Source organism: Limosilactobacillus portuensis (genome assembly GCF_028607025.1).
In the GTDB taxonomy this organism is placed as follows: domain Bacteria; phylum Bacillota; class Bacilli; order Lactobacillales; family Lactobacillaceae; genus Limosilactobacillus; species Limosilactobacillus portuensis.
The window spans coordinates 1-15997 of record NZ_CP117297.1 but is presented as its reverse complement, the minus strand read 5'-3'; the positions used below and the strand labels follow the sequence as shown (position 1 = coordinate 15997).

The 15997-nt window shown below is 39.3% G+C and carries 15 protein-coding genes and 4 pseudogenes; 8 read left to right on the top strand and 11 right to left on the bottom strand.

Annotation, left to right across the window (positions count from 1 at the left end; all coding sequences use genetic code 11):
* Positions 1-85: 85 nt before the first annotated feature.
* From PRK60_RS09760 to PRK60_RS09750, 3 genes and pseudogenes are all read left to right on the top strand, one after another.
* Positions 86-325 (top strand): annotated as a pseudogene (locus PRK60_RS09760) (ThiF family adenylyltransferase); the annotation flags it as partial.
* 41 nt (positions 326-366) lie between these two features.
* On the top strand, positions 367-1719 hold the full coding sequence (locus PRK60_RS09755; protein WP_273646485.1) for an MFS transporter: 1353 nt from the start codon (positions 367-369) through the stop codon (positions 1717-1719).
* 185 nt (positions 1720-1904) lie between these two features.
* Positions 1905-2465 (top strand): DNA-3-methyladenine glycosylase I, encoded by a 561-nt coding sequence (locus PRK60_RS09750; protein ID WP_273646484.1) that lies wholly within the window; start codon positions 1905-1907, stop codon positions 2463-2465.
* A gap of 224 nt (positions 2466-2689) precedes the next feature.
* Here the strand turns inward: PRK60_RS09750 and PRK60_RS09745 are convergent, their stop codons facing one another.
* The gene (locus PRK60_RS09745; protein ID WP_273646483.1) at positions 2690-3307 is read right to left on the bottom strand and encodes a recombinase family protein; all 618 of its coding nucleotides are present in this window, start codon (positions 3305-3307) and stop codon (positions 2690-2692) included.
* Positions 3308-3776: 469 nt separating this feature from the next.
* Between PRK60_RS09745 and PRK60_RS09740 the strand changes: the two genes are divergently transcribed.
* Both PRK60_RS09740 and PRK60_RS10135 read left to right on the top strand, forming a co-directional pair.
* Positions 3777-6323 carry a GbpC/Spa domain-containing protein gene (locus tag PRK60_RS09740; RefSeq protein ID WP_273646482.1) on the top strand — a complete coding sequence of 849 codons (2547 nt, stop codon included), beginning with the start codon at positions 3777-3779 and terminating at the stop codon, positions 6321-6323.
* Positions 6324-6574: 251 nt separating this feature from the next.
* Positions 6575-6703 (top strand): annotated as a pseudogene (locus tag PRK60_RS10135) (LPXTG cell wall anchor domain-containing protein); the annotation flags it as partial.
* Between the two features lie 301 nt (positions 6704-7004).
* Here PRK60_RS10135 and PRK60_RS10130 read toward each other — a convergent pair.
* Both PRK60_RS10130 and PRK60_RS09730 read right to left on the bottom strand, forming a co-directional pair.
* Positions 7005-7166, bottom strand: coding sequence for a hypothetical protein (locus PRK60_RS10130; RefSeq protein WP_392391059.1), 162 nt, complete (start codon positions 7164-7166; stop codon positions 7005-7007).
* A 74-nt stretch (positions 7167-7240) separates the two neighbouring features.
* A complete protein-coding gene (locus PRK60_RS09730) occupies positions 7241-8590 on the bottom strand; it encodes an FAD-dependent oxidoreductase (protein WP_273646481.1) in 1350 nt (449 codons plus the stop codon).
* A 464-nt stretch (positions 8591-9054) separates the two neighbouring features.
* On the opposite strand from PRK60_RS09730, the gene PRK60_RS09725 reads away from it, so the two are divergent.
* The gene (locus PRK60_RS09725) at positions 9055-9144 is read left to right on the top strand and encodes a putative holin-like toxin (protein WP_316243100.1); all 90 of its coding nucleotides are present in this window, start codon (positions 9055-9057) and stop codon (positions 9142-9144) included.
* Positions 9145-9298: 154 nt separating this feature from the next.
* Here PRK60_RS09725 and PRK60_RS10085 read toward each other — a convergent pair.
* Positions 9299-9523: pseudogene (locus PRK60_RS10085) on the bottom strand (hypothetical protein); the annotation flags it as partial.
* A 12-nt stretch (positions 9524-9535) separates the two neighbouring features.
* Complete coding sequence (gene mobQ / locus PRK60_RS09720) at positions 9536-11599, bottom strand: MobQ family relaxase (RefSeq protein WP_273646480.1); 2064 nt, start codon at positions 11597-11599, stop codon at positions 9536-9538.
* 250 nt (positions 11600-11849) lie between these two features.
* Here mobQ and PRK60_RS09715 point away from each other — a divergent pair, with 250 nt between their 5' ends.
* The gene (locus PRK60_RS09715) at positions 11850-12077 is read left to right on the top strand and encodes a hypothetical protein (RefSeq protein ID WP_082232462.1); all 228 of its coding nucleotides are present in this window, start codon (positions 11850-11852) and stop codon (positions 12075-12077) included.
* A gap of 22 nt (positions 12078-12099) precedes the next feature.
* Entirely contained in the window at positions 12100-12378 is a 279-nt protein-coding gene (locus PRK60_RS09710) for a hypothetical protein (protein ID WP_003649842.1), read from the top strand.
* On the opposite strand, the gene PRK60_RS09705 is transcribed toward PRK60_RS09710, so the two are convergent.
* The 6 genes and pseudogenes from PRK60_RS09705 to PRK60_RS09680 all read right to left on the bottom strand — a co-directional run bounded on the left by PRK60_RS09705 (position 12368) and on the right by PRK60_RS09680 (position 15997).
* Positions 12368-12922 carry a zeta toxin family protein gene (locus tag PRK60_RS09705; RefSeq protein WP_273646479.1) on the bottom strand — a complete coding sequence of 185 codons (555 nt, stop codon included), beginning with the start codon at positions 12920-12922 and terminating at the stop codon, positions 12368-12370. The two genes, PRK60_RS09710 and PRK60_RS09705, sit on opposite strands and share 11 nt — an antisense overlap.
* A complete protein-coding gene (locus PRK60_RS09700; RefSeq protein ID WP_049174165.1) occupies positions 12919-13104 on the bottom strand; it encodes a hypothetical protein in 186 nt (61 codons plus the stop codon). Before PRK60_RS09700 ends, PRK60_RS09705 begins: the two co-directional genes overlap by 4 nt.
* Before the next feature lie 46 nt (positions 13105-13150).
* Positions 13151-13428 (bottom strand): annotated as a pseudogene (locus tag PRK60_RS09695) (type II toxin-antitoxin system RelB/DinJ family antitoxin).
* 325 nt (positions 13429-13753) lie between these two features.
* On the bottom strand, positions 13754-14500 hold the full coding sequence (locus tag PRK60_RS09690; protein WP_273646478.1) for a Fic family protein: 747 nt from the start codon (positions 14498-14500) through the stop codon (positions 13754-13756).
* Positions 14501-14550: 50 nt separating this feature from the next.
* Positions 14551-14748 carry a hypothetical protein gene (locus tag PRK60_RS09685; protein WP_273646477.1) on the bottom strand — a complete coding sequence of 66 codons (198 nt, stop codon included), beginning with the start codon at positions 14746-14748 and terminating at the stop codon, positions 14551-14553.
* Between the two features lie 139 nt (positions 14749-14887).
* Positions 14888-15997 carry a replication initiator protein A gene (locus PRK60_RS09680; protein WP_273646476.1) on the bottom strand — a complete coding sequence of 370 codons (1110 nt, stop codon included), beginning with the start codon at positions 15995-15997 and terminating at the stop codon, positions 14888-14890.

The window sequence follows — 15997 nt, the reverse complement described above, 5'->3', positions numbered from 1 at the left end:
TAATTCGATATTTCTTGAATCGATTGATTGTTAATTGAATATAAATTAACATAATTAGCACAATCTAACAAGGAGGATTAATATAATGATTCACGACAAAAAGCACTTAAAATACACAGCAATCCCAAACGAAGAGATGTATTGGGAAAGGGTAAATCGTAGTTTGGGTTGGCTCGGTGACACCAAACAGGAACAACATAATAAACAAGAAAAATTGAAAAATGTTGTAATTGGAATAGCAGGCACTGGTGGAATAGGAGGACAACTTGCACAACGGTTAGTTCGAATAGGTGTTCGAAATCTAAAATTAGCAGACCCAGATACATTAAAAGATGGTAGACTTTCATTCTTTCTGGAGAATACGCTATGAATATAAGAACTAAAGATGATTTAGTCGTTATAGTTGCTGGCATAGGAATGTTATTATCAACATTAGATACAGGGATTATCAATGTTGCATTACCATTTTTTAAATCTTACTTTGAAACTACAGCAGACATTGCTGCTATTGCAGTTACGGGTTATACTATTAGCCTTGCTGTTTTTATTCTTCCTTTTGGACTACTTAGTGATAAATTTGGTAAACTATCGTTCTCGTATATTGGACTGATAATTTTTGGGCTTAGCTCATTACTTTGCGGGCTTTCAGCTAATATTCAAATGCTAATTATGTTTCGAATTTTCCAAGGTATTGGTGCAGCTGCATTACAAGCAACATCAGCCTCTTTAATTACTACCTTAGTTTCAGCTGAAAAATCCAGTTCTGCTATCGGAGTTTTAGGAATTATGATTGGTGTCGGTCCTGTACTTGGTCCTTCATTAGGTGGATTGCTACTATCATTAAATAGTTGGAGAGGAATATTCTGGTTAAACATTCCGTTCGTCCTTCTGGGACTCATTTGTAATCACAAATTAATTACAAATATCTCTGAGAATAAATACGCTAAACACATTGATTACCCTGGAAGTCTTACTAATGGACTATTTGTGATACTGCTTATTAGTGGATTGTCATTGCTAAGCTCACATAGTATTATTGGGATAGCATTAATAATTGCTAGTTTAATAGCTGCAATTATTTTGTTTAAAGTAGAAAGAAATAAAGAAACTCCTGTTGTCAATGTAATAAATCTTATTCAGAATAAATCGCTACTGGTATATCTATATGAAACGATTGCCTTTGGCTTTGCTTCAGCCATAATCTTTCTTATGCCGCCTTATTTGTTTGAAACTGTCTTTAAATTAAATTCAGGATTGACGGGTATACTGGTACTAGGTGCACCTATAGGTCTAGTTTTATTTTCTAGAATATCTAGTGCACATAATAATGGTTTGAAAGATAATTCCTTTTCTAAAGTCGGACTATCTATTATTCTTTGTTCATTACTACTCTTGAGTCTATATCAAACATCTTTACCATATATTTTAGTTACAATTTGTTTGTTTATTTATGGTGTGGGTGGTGGCTATTTCCAACCGGCGAACATATCTGTAATTATGAAGTCTACTGATATCACTTCACAGGGTACTATTGGGTCACTCCAACGAATGGTTCAAAATGTTGCTATTGCTATGGGTACAGCAACAGGTTCAGTATTTTTAAACATGTGGTCTCATGAACTAGTAACAGCTATTAAACTTGGTTGGATTACTGCAGGATGCTTAATTATAATTGCAATAGCTCTAGATTTTGCCCTAAATAAAAATAGTTTCAAATAACTCTAAGACTAACAAAAACACCTGTCACACGCGACAGGCACTGATTTGTTTTGCTGAAATGTTAATGTACTTAATCAGTTTTTTTGGTTGCTTCTTAGAAAGTAGCAACAATATGGGGCATCTTTTCAGATGCCCTTTTTATGTTCAAATTCTAATTGATCAAAATTACTATTAGGAGGAATTAAATGAAACGCTGCTTTCCGAAAAACGATGATGCTCCACTCCTTACGAAGTATCATGACCATGAATGGGGTAAGCTGAACCTTAACGAGCATTACTTATATGAGATGATGGTTCTAGAATCCTTTCAATCGGGACTTAGTTGGCAATTAGTCTTGGATAAGCGAGAAAATTTTCGACAAGCCTTTGCAGGCTTTAATGTGGAGCGGGTTGCAAAATTTACCAGTAATCAACGTAAGCAATTACTGAAAAACCGAGGAATCATTCGTAATCAGCGAAAAATTGATGCCGCCATTAATAATGCCCGTGTAATGACGAAAATGCACCGTGAAGGGCATCAATTGTGTACAGTACTAACAACCTTAATTCCACAGCCAATCATTAACCACCCTCAACAGTTTACTGACATACCGACCCAAAATAGACTATCTCGAAACCTAGCAAAAGAGTTTAAAGAAATAGGTTTTCAATTTATGAGTCCGGTAACAACCTACTCCTTTCTTGAAGCGGTAGGCCTAATTAACGATCATATTGAAGACTGTCCTTTTAAGTATACTACTACGTAATCTGTAAAAATTACACTCTATCCTTTACTAATAAGACTCTCTTTTAAATTTAGGGACCATATGTGATAAATGGAACCTTAAGAATGCCAAAACACACCCCTTACTTTAGCCAAGTGGCTAAGTAGGGGCTATTTTTTAGTACTTTAAATTAGCTGAAAGTGGCGGAACAATATAACCTATGATCATATGCTATCTAATCGTGAGGGATAGCACTTATTTAACAGCTATACCAACCTATTTTTAATATTAATCACTGTCTGCGCCGATACACCAGTTTCAGCCGCAATCGCACGATAGCTAATTGGAGCACCAGCTGCTTTGTTTTTTAACTGATTAACGATACAACGATAAATAAATCGTTTTTGTGGATTAGGTGCGTCTGCGGCATAGGCGGGACGAGTTCCCCGATATTTCCCATTGGCTTTGGCAATTTCAATTCCTTGTCGTTGACGCTCGCGAATTTTCTTTCTCTCCGTCTGGGCCATATAAGCTAGCAGCTTGGTCAATAGGTCAAACATAAATTTATCCATATCTGAATCGCCGGTTCGCATAGACAGAAATGGCGCATCTAAGACTTCCATTTTAACTTGTTTGTCTCTGATCTGCTTGATGATATCACTAGCATCATCATAGTTACGACTCAAGCGATCCAAGGACGAAATAACTAATGTATCACCCTGCCGAACATACGCAATGGCGGCCTGTAATTCTGGTCGATTTTCGGTTGATTTCCCCGATTGCTTTTCTTCGAATACTTTTTCACACTTAGCTTTTTTAAGTGATTTGATTTGACGCGATAAATTCTGATCAGTTGAACTAACCCTGGCATATCCAATTTTCATCACTACTTCTCCTCTCGAAAATTTACCCTATGCTATTGGTAATAGATTAGACACTCAAATTGGACATTTTCTAACAGATTCAAGAATCGCTTACCATACCCAATAGAATCTCGTTTTTTCCCTATGTTCCTAGTATAATGTTTATTATCCATTTAGGGTACACTTAGTTTAGACACTTAAATTGTAACATAAATTATCTCTAAATACATAGAATCCTCTTCAAATATACGGTGGATCCTGATTAAACCATATAGGATTAATTGTTAAATTTGAGTGTACCCAATTTAATTAAAAATAACTTATTTTGGATAGAACTTGATGAAAAAATATCATAAAATATAGTTGAACAAATACTGATTCTGATAAAAAGAACAAGAACCTTTCCACTACTGATCATATATTACGTATTACGGTTGCTGATTAGTTAGACAATGTAGAATCGGATTTTTAGAAAGGAGCAGACATTATTATGGGGAAGAAGAATTATCGCTTAAAAGAGGAAAAGTATCGGGAACAGGTTACGCGTTACTCGCTTAGGAAGCTCAGCATTGGAGTAGCGTCGGTTGCCCTGTTTCCTTTTGTATTGAGCTCGCCTCAAGTCCACGCCGCAACCTCTTCGGAAAGTAATACTAGCCCCGCTGCCAGTGTTCAAACCAGCGGGGCTAGTGCGTCGTCTTCGGCTTCTACGGATGATGTCAGGGTCGCCGGTAATCAGGCAAGTGACGGTAACTTAATTGATAAGACGACCACAACAACCACCACGAAGGATAGCCAGGGGACAACGACCACCACGACAACGACCGGAACGTTAGATCCCAAAACCAATTTATCCACCAATGATCAAGCGGCGTCCCTTAATTCAGAAGTTAATAAGGCCAATGCTGCCGGCGTAAAGACGACCCAGACCGCCGACCAAACGTATGACAATGTTCAGGCGGCTGGTAATGACTACGCTAACCAAATTAACAATCTTAACAAGACAACCAGTGATTATAAGCAAGCCGTTCAAGCCTTCCAGAATTCACTGAAGAAATACAACGATACGGTTAATAGCTACCAGGTTGCTAAGCAAGAATATGAACAGGCGTTAGCAAAGTACAATCAGGAGCAAGCGGAATACCAGCGCTACAAAGAAAGAAATGCTCAAAACCTTGCTGACTTTAAGAACGATAGTAATTTAACCGATGTTTCCCAAACCACTACGAGCAGTAATGGGAATGAAGAAACGGTAACTAGCGCGACGGTTAAATTACCAACCGAACTGGAGAAGGCTATTAAGGAAGCCCAGCAGCTGGGCATGACTGTTAACCAGAACGATTCATCCGAAGCTGATAGTAGTGCTGATGCTTTGAGCAAGTACGCCACGATGACAGAGGCGATCAACAAGGCAATCACTGAATACCAGCAGGCACTTAGTAACTATGAAGCGCAAATGGCCGTCTACGCTGATCAGAAAAAGAAGTGGGATGAAGAGGACAAGGCCTTTAAGGAATATCAAAAACAAGCCGCGGAATCGCAAGGGGCCGGGGCAGTAGTGGCCGCGCAAGGCCTGGTTTTTGAACAGCAAAAGGATGCGACGATGACGATTGAAGGGGCCGATATCTACATGACGAAGGAAGTATCGGATCAGCTTAATAGCAAAGACGTCATTAGCCGTTTTGATAAAGCAGCTCTTGATGCCATGCAGGATGCCAGTGGCAATAAAACAGCTTACCAGCAGAACAATCCTCATGGAGAAGCCGAGAATACTTGGATCGTCTTAAAAAAGGGCCAGCCGGTGACCGTCACCTACCACAACCTTACCGGGGCGACGTACAATGGGAAGCCGATTGATCATGTCGTTTATAAGTATGAACTGGAGAGCTCATCTGACGGCACAGATGAAGTCATGGCTCAGATTATGCACGACCCAACCGAAACCATCTGGGTGGGAAGCAACTCCACCGACCCTAATAATCATTTACGAGTTAAGATGACAATTGCCTTCTATGGTAGCGACGGTAATAAGTTTGATACCTCAGACGGGAAGGCCGTTTTGAGCTTAGCATCCTTGAACCACTACACGACCATTCCATACATTAGCGATAGTGGGCAGCAAGAAACCATTCAGATGAACCACTTGGAAAGGGTTAACATTGGTAATAATGAATTTGTGGGTATTCCTGGTTCGTCAGTAACCCTTAATGAGAACGGCTGGGTTTACTCGGTCAATAGTAACCAAAGGGTTTCCGAAGGTGCAAAGTTTGATGCTGATGATATGTATGGGTACGTAAACAAGCAGACGGGCGAAACCTTCTACACTTCTGATTCAGACATTACCAATAATAAATATATCTTAGCCCATGGCGGGGCCCAGAATTGGGTTGCGGCGTCGAAAACCGTTGGATGGGATGATGTGCCAAGCGTCAACGACGGCAAGTGGCCGGTAAACAAGTACTACGGGGCCGGGGCGATGAAGCTAACCGGGGACTCTATTGAATTTGATGTCAGCGGTAATACGCCAGACTTTAACACCTCTTACTGGTTTAACATCAATTCATCGATTGCCGTTCCGCAAGATCCTGGTAATCCACCGGCACAACCTGTTAAGCCGACTGCGAATGTTGAATACAACCAGCTCACGGTTTCGAAATTGGAAACTGTTAAATCGCCAACCGCACCGAAACCAGAATTTGACCATGAGAAGCCGGGTGAAAAACCGCAAGCTCCCGAGGTCCCAAGTGCTGAGTGGCATTTAGCCAAAGTAGTGAAGGTTGCTAAAGAGACGGTGCCGGATAAGCCAGCGGAGCCAAATAAGCCAACTGAACCAAACAAGCCAGCAGAGCCAACAAAACCTAGCCCTGTAAAAGCGATACGGCAGACTTCTACCGTAACCCAACCAACTAATGAAAAACGCCTTCCTCAAACTGGGGACGAGAAAGATACCAAGCAAAGGATGCTGGGGACGATTTTGTTAGCCATGGTTTCGTTCTTGGGATTCACTCAGCTAGCTTCTTTTTTCAAAAAGAGATCCTGAGAAGGTTAACTCCATCAAATTAACACAGCTACAAGTTAAATTTTAGTGGCTGGGGAAAGCTCTGAGAGTGTCAATAATTTTGTGTAAATTGGAAAAGCCTTCCAAAGTATGTTAAATTTAGTTGAACATTGAGCTAAAGTGTCATGACAGGATTGAAAAAGATGCCACCTCAGAAGAAGACGGTAAGCTTAAGTTTGTGAAATGATAAATTCGCGGAATTTAATTTACACCAACATTTTGGACTTGACCGTAAAACCTACGAAAAAACAGGTAAATTACCTCAAACAGGTAATGAATCATCAATGGGTATGATGTTAATCGGACTAGTGACGTTATTGCTAAACTTAGGTTTAGTAGTTATAAGTAGATTTACTATTTGATCATGATTGAATGATCGTAAGCACTCCACAACGAACCGGGTTGAATCTTAACCATTGATGGTATCTCAGATCCCTGGGTTCAAACAAAAATAGCGGGCGACCAACGCAGTTTTCTGCGTTAGTCGCCCGCTTTGGTTTCTCTATTAAACACGACACATGGCCTGAATTTCTGGGCCCCGGTAAATAAGCCTCAATATCTGGCGTGTTACGTTGCGTGTAAACCGTTAGTAATGGTTAAAAATACTTAAAGACGTCCAGTTTATTTACTTTTTCCATTTGCACAATACCAAACCAGATCGTATTAGCCTTTGCGCCTGCCGTTGGTCTTGTGAACAGACTTATTCTTTCGCACCGGCGTGGGAGAGTGGATCTTTTGCTCATCGTGGTTATTGTGTAAAGGTAGATCACAATGCTCAAAGATCTGGTAAACCCGGTCCTTTAGATTAAGGGCATTGTTAATCACATTGCGTAATAATTTTAACAGTGATTTCTTGATTGTTTCCTCGATTAACTAGTCGGCTTTGTGTTTCTAGGGAGTTAGCTTTTCACAACCGGGGTCTTAAAAAGATCATTCAAGGCTTCAGACATTGTTGGATGAGTATAGATCATGTCGCGTAATCTTTCGTAAGGTAATTTGGCCTTCATTGCCAATGCAATTAGATTGGTGGTTTCATGAGCCTCAGCGGCATATAATGTTGCCCCTAAAATAAGGTGTGTTTTTTGATCAACGATTACCTTATAAAGCCCGCGTTGATCCTCCAAGACCCGGGCCTTTGGAATCGCCTTAACTGATAGCTTGAAAGTTTGAAAGTTATAACCTGCACTCTTGGCCTGACGTTCATTTAAGCCAACGTTGGCCAGCGGTGGATTTAGGAATGAAGCAGTTGGTATTACCGATCGATCAGCCGTTGAGCGATTCCCCTTACCAAACAATTGATCTATGATAATACGAAAATCATCCAATGAGACATAAGTAAACATAGGGCCACCATTAACGTCACCTAAAGCCCAAATGTTTTGTACTGTAGTTCTTAAATGATCATCGACCTGAATAGCACCGCGATTGGTTAAAGCAATATCAGTATTTTCTAGTCCTAAACTACTTATATTAGGTCGCCGACCGACTGCAACTAATACCGCATCAAATTCCGCAGTGTTAGTTTGACCACCTTGTTGATAATATAACGTAACCTTCTCACCATTATCTTTTACTTGAGTTAGTTGAGTCGCCGGTTTAATCTCGATCCCTGCGTCAGTCAGATCTGCTACGACCTCGGTCGCAATATCAGGATCTTCGCGCTCTAACAATCTGGTATGTTGGTCGAAAATCGTTACATGCGTACCAAAGGAATTAAACATTCCAGCAAATTCAAGGCCAATATAACCGCCACCAATAATTGCTAGTCGTTTCGGTTGTTTCTTCAATTCCATAGCTTCTTTAGACGTAAAAATCCGCTGACTAAATTCTAACCCTGGGATTGATGGCCAATTTGGAACTGCTCCAGTATTAATAAAGATACGTTCACCTCTCACCTTCTTAGTCGTTCCATCACTCATTACGACTGCCAAAACATAATTGTCGATAAAACGGGCTGACCCATCCCAAACCGTTGCTAGTGGCTCATCAGCCACCATATGATAGTTTTTGTTTCGCAACTGTCTAGTCATCTCACCACGCTTATTAACTGCTGTAGTGAAGTCCACGCCACGTTGGCCATTAAAAATTAAATTTTTAGATGGTAGGCAGCCAACATTGATGCAAGTTCCTCCGTACATTTGTTTAGACCGTTCGATCAGAAGCACGGTCTCATCATGCTGCGCCAAGTACTTAGCTAATGTCTTACCCGCCTTACCAAATCCAATAATAATATTTTTAAATTTATCCATTGTTTTACCCGCCTTTTACTAGTCATTTATTATTGTACTTATTATAAGTAAGTAAAATGTCAAAAGCAATTTATATGCTCAAATACCTGTTTATCTGACTTGACTTTATAGTCATCATTTAACCATCTTATTCGTCTTTTACCACAGTTCCCTCTAGTAGCTGATTTTATGACCTTCTTTACTTTTGTAATCGTACTGTCTGGTAGGATTTGTGCCCGCTCTTGGACCGCCCTACTGGACACTTGTTATTTCCCATTGCAGCAGTACTATTAGCCTTGCTTGCTGACCTTGCTAGTGTTGTAGCTTTCCTTTGCTGTCAAGAGCAGTTTTATTGCTCTTGGTTGATTTTTAATTTCCCTGTATAATGGATTGAGCAAGAAGTTTTAAGGGCGGTGGCTGTCTTTTCCCTTGTGAGGTGAGGCCCATGGGAACATGGAATAATCTTCAGGAAGGTTTCACAGTCAATGAGCTTCTTCCAGACACTCTCGTTGATGTTGCTGTTTGGCACGTTTTTAATCGCGCTACTCAGCTATATCGACAAACACCACAAATAAAAAAGCCGCCCCGATCATAACTTTGGCGAGTTACGGGACGACATTATCGTTTAGTTAACTAATGCCACCGCCTTTGAAGCGGCTTGCGCGGGAAGTCCTGTTCTAGCGGGGCTTCCTTTTCTGTTTATATTATAGCATGACCTTTAAAAACTGGCTAACGCTTTAAACTTTGATCCAGTTCGGATTTGGGTTGTTTGATTGACGGATTCTGTTCAGTAAATGCTTGCAGCTGTTTTTGTGTTCGCTTACTGATTTCATGGTGTATATCATTTAGTTTATTTTTTAGTTCTGATTTTTGTTGTGGGTTCCTTGCTTGCTGAACTTGTTGTTGCAAGCTTTGATATAACTGATTAAGCGCTCGGGCTGATAGCTTTTTTATTTTACATTTAAATTACAAGTGCATACCCCCATCTTCATGCCGATTCCGGGTTTGGTGTTGCCGCTGCTTTTTCGTCATTGCCCACTCGGTCTCTTTTAAACCGCGTAGTTGCTGTTTTCTTAGATAGTCCGTATTTTTCGCATATAAAATGGTCATTAAGGCTTCGTCCAAAATATTAGTCAGGTAGTTTTTCGGGCTAGTTGGGTAATAATTAATGGCCTGATAGTCCTTAACTTGAGCTTGCTTATATTGATCAAAGCGCATTGTCTGTTGTTTCAAACGGGTTTGCACCATTTCAATTTGTTGGTGATCCAACTTAGGATCTTGGCCACATTCGCCAATAAATAGTTGCCGGGTGCCATCATGTTTTAAGACCCGTTGCAGTCGATGATCCTGAATATCTTTTAATTCCATTTTACCTAACAGGTAATTTAAACCGGCTTGGTGTTGCTGACTAGTAAAGACGACCGGTGGCTGCTGTTGCAATTGCCTAAGATCATCGGCACTTAATGGCTTTAATTCTGGGTCATAGTAAACCACAGCGGTATAGATTTGCTCCTTATCAATCGTCTCTAGCTTATCCAGGTCACTGTCCGGAAAAGCAGTCGTTAGAATGCTGTTGTATTGGGTTTGAACTACGGCTTTAACTTCCCGCATGACCCGTAAATTTTTCACCGCTTTCGAAATGAATTCGAGTTCGTTAGGTTGATAAGCGGCTAGCATGCCCCGATCAGTATGCCTCAAATCGTCTAACTGGTGACCATGTTTGGCTAGTACCGTGGTTAATTGCTTCTCAATTGTTTGGGCCTGCTGATTAACTAACTGCCAGCTGGTATATGGCCGCTTGGTAAACGTCAATAATTGCTGGGTTAATAAGTCACTTCGAATATCCGCTAACCGTTCTGCCAATTCGCTACCCTTAAAAATCGTTTGTTCACTATTAGTTTCTTTAATTAGTTCCCGTCGTTCAGCTGCGGTTGTCTGTTTAAAATTAAGTTCCGGATAAAGCTGTTTCGTTACTCGTTCCACCACTTTATTTAACAACTGGTTAGCTTGTGCTAGTGATGTGGTCTGCTGGTCAATCGTGAGTAATTGCTTGGTCACATCTTCACCAACCGCGTGTTTAATTAATAAGCTGTTTTTCCAATTAAATAGCATGCGCTGTTTATCGTCTAAATGTTCTAAATCGACATAGGCTTTCAATTGCTGACTTAGATGACTAATTGTGTGTTTTTCAGAGAATGATAGCTCGTCAGTTAACGCGTCAAAATGTTCATGATTTCTTATCTTTTCGTCAAGATTATGATATTTAGCTTGGGCGCTTCTTTGTGCGCTAACTTGTTGATTAAATTTTCTTCTTTCATGCCGCTTACTATTGATTCCCTCATGTTGAGTTGGAATTTCATCTATTCCTTGATTTTCAAAGGATTTTTCACTGATTCGATCCGGAATATTTTTTTGCTCTAAAACCTGATTGACGCTAACTGCCCAATTATGACGCCATTCAATTATTTTTTCTTTCTTATCCCAATCGACCATCAGTATCTTTCTACTCTTAGGGTACTTGCTAGTTCCGGTATACATTTTATTGCCATTCTCATCTAAAATATATTGTTTTTTACTCTTGATTCCCCATGTCCCGTCTGGGTTAAATGGTCGGTTAGTTAACATCACATGTGCGTGCGGATTGTCTGGGTGATCTCTATGAATTGCCACATCAGCCACCATGCCTTGATCAACAAAATTCTCTTGCACGTATTTTGTCAGTAATTCTTTCTGTTCATCTTCGCTTAGTTCAACTGGCAAAGCCACGTTAAACTCTTTTGCATACCGAGAATTTGCTCGCCGATCTTTTCTTTCTACTTCGTTCCATAATTTTTCTCGATCACTTGCCCATGCTGGCGCATTTTTAGGAGTTAAAATAAAACTCTCTGGCATAACTGACCGAGCATAGAAATAGTGGCGACCTTCTTGATCATCAAATAATTTTTCACCACTTCGATAAGCGGCACTGGCAATGGCACTTCGTCCTTTCCCAGCACTAATATTACTAAAACTCATATGAAAAATTGCCATACTAGTCACCGTCTTTCTTTGGATCTATTGGTTGATTTTGTTGTCGCCAACGGCGACTTCTGATACAAGATTTTAGCACGATTTACCCCATAAGTATTTAGTGGGGTGTAAGTGCGCATTGACCTCGTTTCACTCGGTCTTCTGATTCCCTTAACTTTAACTTAGTGTATGCCTTCCGCTTCGCTATTTCAAATTTTATACTTTGACTTAACGTTTCCCTTATGATATAGTGTCAGTGATTATTTCTAATATGATTGGAGAGATCGTTATGTCTCAAAGTAACTTAGAAAAACAAGAAGCTAAATTAAAAGCCCTTAATCAAAAAATTAAGGACGAAAAAAATAAGATTGAACAACGGCTAGGTAAACAAATCATCAGTCAAGCCAATTTAGATTATGCTAATTTGTCTAACGATCAGATTAAGCTTTTAGCTAAGCAATTTTCTGAATTTTTAAAGGTAAAGTCCGTAGATCATTAGCCATACGAGATGGGGAAATTCCATGTCTAATCAATATGAAAAATTAGTCGAGCAGCAAGCGCGTTTAAAACAAAAAATTGAGCGGGAAGATTTTAAATTACGGCAATCTAAATACTATGAAAATCGGCAAGCCCGTAAAGCCCGTTCTCGCCGACTAATTCAAAAAGGAGCCTTACTCGAAAAATACTTTCAGGCTGATAACTTATCAGTCGAACAAACCGAAGAACTTTTAAAAATATTTGCTAATTACGTTAACGCCCATAAACCGAACAAATTCAAAAACGATCAACCTAATAACTAGGCCGATCGTTTTTGTTTTCAGGATCATTTTTTAGCTTAACTTCTGGGTTATGATCTGCAAAATTTTTTAACTGTTTTTGCACATTTTCTGAACAATTAATATTTTGATTTATCCAAGGGAAATGGATCAAATCATTTTTGATTATTTCTGATGGCACACCATGTCCACCCTTTTGTACCCGATCCTCTACTCTCTTAATAGCTAAATTTTCATCTCGTAGGGCAACATACAATAAAGTCACTTCAAAGCCATTTTCATGCGCTTTATCAATCAAATTTAGTTGAGCCTTACCTCTTCCAGCAAGTGTCGTTTCTACATGAATACTTTGTCGGTTATCTAAGGAATAGTGTAGTTGCTTTATTTCTTCACGCATGGCTTTTAAATTGTCGCTGTCTTTATGCCAATCGCCACCCATTTGTCGTAAAATCTCATCAGCATTAATCCGTATTGTTTTATCAAACAATATGGGAAATGTATCGTACAGCGTACTCTTACCTGCTCCGTTAATACCAGCAACAATAATATATTGGGGTTTATCTATCAACGGACAAAGTCCTTTCGCTTAATAACCTCATCTTGCCTTTTATCTAAAAAGTAGGTATACAAAGCATCATATACTTTACGCTTTTCTGGATCTGGCTCATGTAATGATTTATCAAGTAAATCTTTCAAATCAATTTTTTTGGCGATTTCAAAAAAGTCATTGATTGTAATTGTGTCTTTCATGTTAATCACACTCCCAAGTTATTAATTTATTTAATCTGATAAGCCATTAGTCTTCATCTGGATCATTGAGCCAATCGCTGACTCCTTTAGCGTCTTTTAACTCGGTGACGTCCCTTCGGTCGCCTTTAAAAAGCGTAAATTAGCTCTTTCCGCTTCGCTTAGAGCTGGTTTAAACGGTAACGCTGCTTCCGCTACGATCCGCTTATAAAACATGTTAATCGCTGTGGTTGGATTTAGACCCAACTCGTTTAAAACTGCTTCCGTATTATCAGCCAAGTCTTTATCAATTTTAACTTGTACCCGTTTCTTTTCTTTAACTGCCATGATCGTCTCACTCCCCCTTAACTACTACCATCATACTACCTCTTGAGTACCACTTCAATTGTATAAGTCTTCGAAAGCTACATGTTAGTTACCCTTTTTCAATAGTATCTAATATTTGGCCTCTAAAACGTGCAGAGACGAATTTAAAATACAATCTAGTATAATCTATGCCAATTTGGCTTAAAGTGTCTTAAATAAGCTTATACGGCGTTTTAACCCCAAGTGCGCTCGTTATCAACATTCCGATAGATTGTTTTTAGCAAAGTCTTTGAGCTGGTTTTGGGTTCTTTTAATAATCTCGTCTTCAACTAATTTAAGTTCTAATTTATCCGTTTTTTAGTTGCTTGTACATCTGGTTCAATTCATTAGCACTTAATTTTTTGTTTGCTCGAATTTGTAATCCTTGAATACCATTATCATATGTCCACTGTTTAATTTTAGTCATGTCATTAGTCCGATAATAATTGGCAATTAGTTCGTTCCATTGATCCCACTTATCTAATGGGACATTGATTAAGCCAGCACCACCGTCAATCATAATTTTATTGGCACTTAAAGTTGCCGTCCTCTTGTTTCCGTCCCAAAAAATTTGTTGACGCATATTATGATATATGACAGTCAATGCTTTATCAGTGGTCGTCATTTGTGGATCAGCCAAGATTTTTTGTAAAAAGGATTGTTCTTGTTTTTCGTTAATTAAAGGCGGTTCAAAAAAGTCTTCACTGCCTAAATCAACTCCCCCTTTCCCTTGCCGTAATTCTCCTGGTACTAAGGCGTCTTCCGCTGCCACAATCTTATTGATTTGTTTTTCCATGGTTAACGTTAAAGGGGCATTTTGAGCAGTGATATATTGCCACCCACGCTTTAAGTTAACAATTGTCAAAATATCCTCAACAGGAACACCCGCCACACTCATGCCGTCCATAATGGTTTGTGTTTGCGGTAAAGTGGTATTTACGCCTTCAAAGCGAGCATTAGTATGCACTAACTTGGTAAAATTTGCTCGGGCAAACCGCTGGTTTTCTGCAACTGTGAATTTATACTTGTCCATATATGTTCGTGTCTTAGCCATATTTTGTGCCTCCTTTTTATTTCAATCACTGATTATTTGACCTGACCATGTTAATTCACAAAATGCTTTTCGTTGATAATTCTTTCTTGGCGTTTATCTAAAACATAAGTGTGTAACGCGTCAAACAGCTTGCGTTTATCAGGATCTGGATTATGGGCTGCTTGCTCCCAAAGGGCTTGAATATCGACTGTCCATGGGTCAGCCAACAATTGATCAATTGTTTCGACTTCTTTGCTGGATTTGGTCATTTAAAAAGCTCCTTTCACATTCCCTTAGTTCAGTCATCGCCAATTTAGCCACTCAAGGTGCCTATTTTTGCTTCTAAGCGATTTTAATATAATTTATGCATGTAGCACTTAAAACGGCTTAAATGAGCTAATATGACGTTTAATTCCAAAAACGCTCGTTATCAATATTTTGTTCTTTAGGGTGCTTGGCCGCATAGTCTCTAGCTGCTTGTTGGTTCCACCAAACATCAAATAGGTTTTGCATAGTGCCGTACAGGTAGTTCTCAACATTCTTGATATGTTTCTCATCGCTTCTTAGGGCATTAAAATAGCGTCTTAACGTTTTGGTCATCATTTTTTTTAAATCAGGGTCATCTAATAGAATCCATACGCCTAAATCCTTATGTTCTTTTTCAACAGCATATTTGGCGTTTAAGATAATACCAATAAAGCGCCGCATTTGTTGTGGGGTACGGCACCAAAAGCTAAGTAGTTGCACTGTTTCTGGCTCTAAGAAGACCGGCAACCCATTATCTTCGTCAGTTAAAAACTCATCAGCATGTTTTACTAAATCCCGATTTTGGGCTTCAATTTCAGCTGGTGAAAAATTGGCTGTGGAAAAGTCCAACTTTTGAGTATCTATGTCGTATCTATTAGTATCTATGTTTTTAAAGTCTTTATATAGATTGTGTGTGATTTTCACATTTCCGCTTGTAGCAAGGGTTTGAGCGGTCTCGTCAACGGACTTATGCGGAAGTGTGATTTTCACATTTCCGCTTGTAGCAAGGGTTTGAGCGGTCTCCTGCGGAAGTGTGATTTTCACATTTCCGCTTGTAGCAAGGGTTTGAGACACTTTTGGGCTATCTTCACCGCGTAAATAGACATCGGTTGCTTTCACATCGAGCTTGGACAGATATAAGCGATTCGGTTCATTCTTTTTAGTCTTTGGGTTAAAGCCCAGTTGTTTTTGCATCAGCAAATGAGAGGTTTCGAGTTCTTTTTTTATTTTGACGACTTTTTGATTATGGCAATTAAATAAATTTTCGAGTTCTTGATTGGTAAAAGTAAAATAGACGTGTCCTTCTTCATCAACCCAGTTGTTGCGCAAAGAGTACTCGAGCCGGTCTTTCAGTACCATATAAGCCAATTTAGCATCACTGCTTAAATGTTTATATTGCTCGCCATACATTAATACCTTAGGAAACTGGAAAAATAAGGCTCCATATACGTTATCTGCTTCATAGTAATTAAAATTTGTTGATTTTGTCAT

Excerpts from the sequence above, each read along its gene's own strand:
- PRK60_RS09755 (WP_273646485.1), top strand. The coding sequence starts at position 367 with ATGAATATAAGAACTAAAGATGATTTAGTCGTTATAGTTGCTGGCATA.
- PRK60_RS09750 (WP_273646484.1), top strand. The coding sequence starts at position 1,905 with ATGAAACGCTGCTTTCCGAAAAACGATGATGCTCCACTCCTTACGAAG.
- PRK60_RS09745 (WP_273646483.1), bottom strand. The coding sequence starts at position 3,307 with ATGAAAATTGGATATGCCAGGGTTAGTTCAACTGATCAGAATTTATCG.
- PRK60_RS09740 (WP_273646482.1), top strand. The coding sequence starts at position 3,777 with ATGGGGAAGAAGAATTATCGCTTAAAAGAGGAAAAGTATCGGGAACAG.
- PRK60_RS09730 (WP_273646481.1), bottom strand. The coding sequence starts at position 8,590 with ATGGATAAATTTAAAAATATTATTATTGGATTTGGTAAGGCGGGTAAG.
- PRK60_RS09725 (WP_316243100.1), top strand. The coding sequence starts at position 9,055 with ATGAGCTTCTTCCAGACACTCTCGTTGATGTTGCTGTTTGGCACGTTT.
- mobQ (WP_273646480.1), bottom strand. The coding sequence starts at position 11,599 with ATGGCAATTTTTCATATGAGTTTTAGTAATATTAGTGCTGGGAAAGGA.
- PRK60_RS09715 (WP_082232462.1), top strand. The coding sequence starts at position 11,850 with ATGATTGGAGAGATCGTTATGTCTCAAAGTAACTTAGAAAAACAAGAA.
- PRK60_RS09710 (WP_003649842.1), top strand. The coding sequence starts at position 12,100 with ATGTCTAATCAATATGAAAAATTAGTCGAGCAGCAAGCGCGTTTAAAA.
- PRK60_RS09700 (WP_049174165.1), bottom strand. The coding sequence starts at position 13,104 with ATGAAAGACACAATTACAATCAATGACTTTTTTGAAATCGCCAAAAAA.
- PRK60_RS09690 (WP_273646478.1), bottom strand. The coding sequence starts at position 14,500 with ATGGCTAAGACACGAACATATATGGACAAGTATAAATTCACAGTTGCA.
- PRK60_RS09685 (WP_273646477.1), bottom strand. The coding sequence starts at position 14,748 with ATGACCAAATCCAGCAAAGAAGTCGAAACAATTGATCAATTGTTGGCT.
- PRK60_RS09680 (WP_273646476.1), bottom strand. The coding sequence starts at position 15,997 with ATGACAAAATCAACAAATTTTAATTACTATGAAGCAGATAACGTATAT.